The sequence below is a fragment of the Methylobacterium sp. WL7 genome (assembly GCF_008040085.1).
GTDB classification, from domain to species: domain Bacteria; phylum Pseudomonadota; class Alphaproteobacteria; order Rhizobiales; family Beijerinckiaceae; genus Methylobacterium; species Methylobacterium mesophilicum.
In genome coordinates this window covers 1-2,315 of record NZ_VRVG01000275.1, presented here as the reverse complement: position 1 = coordinate 2,315, position 2,315 = coordinate 1, and the positions used below count along the sequence as shown (strand labels likewise).

The following is a 2,315-nucleotide window of genomic DNA, read 5'->3' as shown; positions in this document are numbered from 1 at the left end:
CTTCAGGCGAGGTCGCGCGCGGCCTCGTGGATCGCGGCGCGGATGCGCTGGTAGGTGCCGCAGCGGCAGATGTTGCCGTCCATGGCGCCGTCGATGTCGGCGTCGGAGGGCTTGGCGTTGCCGGACAGGAGCCCGATCGCCGACATGATCTGTCCGGACTGGCAGTAGCCGCACTGCACGACGTCGAGCTTGCGCCACGCGGCCTGGACGGCCTCGGCCACGCGGCCGGACACGCCCTCGATGGTGGTCACCTGGGCGGTGCCGACATCGCCGACCTTGGTCTGGCAGGAGCGCACCGGTTGCCCGTCGAGGTGGACCGTGCAGGCGCCGCACTGGGCGATGCCGCAGCCGTACTTGGTGCCGGTGGCGTCGAGGCGGTCGCGCAGCACCCAGAGCAGGGGCATGTCCGGGTCGGCGTCGACCGTGTGGGTGACGCCGTTGACGGTGAGCTTCGGCATGGTCGGCGGCCCTCGATCGACACGCGGGATCCGGGCGCGCGCCGGATCGCGGCGCTTCGGCCCCGCCACGCGGGTCGTTTACCGTAACCGGCCCCGCCAGGCCAACGATGTGTGGCGTCGCACGTCGATCCGGCCGGCGGATCCCCATGGCGCGGACGCCGATACGTAAGATGCGACCGATGCCGGCAGCCGCTTCTTAAGACATCCGCCCCATCCTGGCGCCGTCGCCCCCCTGCCCAGCTGCCTCGCCGCCGCGTTCGAGCCGAGTTTCAACAATCCCATGTCCGATCTCACCGTCGAGATGGTGCAGCGCGGTCGCGGCCCCTCGACGGAGGAGGCGGCGCGACGCCTCGGAGTCGCCCGCGAGATCCGCTCGGCGCGCGAGAAGCTGACCTCGCAGACCGGCCTGGAGCGGGCCTTCGACCACGAATTGCTCCGCCATTACGCCCGGTACCGGGCCGGCGCCGGCATTCCGCTGGTGCTGTTCGCCGTCACCCTGGCCACGGCGGCGACCTTCTGGATCGCCCCGGTCGTGGCCGCGCTCTGGGCGCTCGGCGTCATCCTGATGGTCACGCTCAACACCACGCTGAGCCGCGGCTTCCTGCGGGCCGACGCGGCCACGATCCCGCTCGCCCGCTGGCGCCGCCGCTTCCTGATCGGCGAGGTCCTGCAGAGCCTGTCGTGGTCGGCGATGATCGGGCTCGGCACCACCGGCGGCTGGACCTTCGCGCTGTTCGGCCTCGTCATCGCGGCCGCGGTCTCGACCATGCTGGCGGCGACGGTGCCGGTGGCGGCGGTCGCCGCCCTGGTGCCGCTGGTCCTCGCCACCGCGTCGCTGGCCGCCTGCTCGAAGGGCATGGAGGCGCTGCTGCTGGTGCTGATGGCCGCCGGCGCGCAGCTGTTCTTCCTGGGGCTGGCCCGCCGCCTCTACGCCTCGACCGTGGGCGCCCTGCGGTCCCGGGCCGAGAAGGACGCGGTGTTCGGCGAACTGGAGCAGGCCAAGGCCAATTCCGACGAGGCGCGCCGCCGGGCCGAGGAAGCGAACCTCGCCAAATCCCGCTTCCTCGCCACCATGAGCCACGAGCTGCGCACGCCGCTCAACGCCATCCTGGGCTTCTCGGAGGTGATGAAGAACGAGGTGTTCGGCATCCACACGGCGCCGTCCTACCGGGAATACTCGAACGATATCCACGACAGCGGCATGCACCTGCTGAACCTGATCAACGAGATCCTCGACCTGTCGCGCATCGAGGCCGGCCGCTACGAGCTCAACGAGGAGGCGGTGCAGCTCGCCCACGTGGTCGAGGAATGCCGCCACATGATGGGCCTGCGGGCCAAGGCGAAGAACCAGACCTTCCACGACCTGGTCGACGCCTCGCTGCCGCGGCTCTGGGCCGACGAGCGGGCGCTGCGCCAGATCGTGCTCAACCTGCTGTCGAACGCCGTCAAGTTCACGCCGCCGGGCGGCGAGATCTGGCTGAAGGTCGGCTGGACCGCCTCGGGCGGGCAGTACGTCTCGGTGAAGGACAGCGGACCGGGCATCCCCGAGGACGAACTCGGCACGGTGATGTCGTCGTTCGGCCGCGGCTCCCTGGCGATCAAGACCGCCGAGCAGGGCTCGGGGCTCGGCCTGCCGATCGTGAAGGGGCTGGTGGAGCTGCACGGCGGCCAGTTCCAGCTGTCCTCGCGGCCGCGCGAGGGCACCGAGGTGATCGTGACCCTGCCGGCCTCGCGGGTGATGGACACCCTGCTGCCCGTCGATGTCGGCGCGGACGCGTTCGTGACGGTGCGGGGCGCCTTCAACCGCGCGGCTTGAACCAAGGGGTTCCCGAAGGACTGAGCCCTTCGGTGGGGGTT

2 protein-coding genes are annotated in these 2,315 nt (G+C 71.0%); one reads left to right on the top strand and one right to left on the bottom strand.

Annotation, left to right across the window (positions count from 1 at the left end; translation table 11 throughout):
* Positions 1-2: 2 nt before the first annotated feature.
* On the bottom strand, positions 3-458 hold the full coding sequence (locus tag FV233_RS29115; RefSeq protein WP_147856989.1) for a (2Fe-2S)-binding protein: 456 nt from the start codon (positions 456-458) through the stop codon (positions 3-5).
* Between the two features lie 280 nt (positions 459-738).
* Here FV233_RS29115 and FV233_RS29110 point away from each other — a divergent pair, with 280 nt between their 5' ends.
* Complete coding sequence (locus FV233_RS29110) at positions 739-2,274, top strand: HAMP domain-containing sensor histidine kinase (protein WP_147856990.1); 1,536 nt, start codon at positions 739-741, stop codon at positions 2,272-2,274.
* The last annotated feature ends 41 nt before the right edge of the window (positions 2,275-2,315 follow it).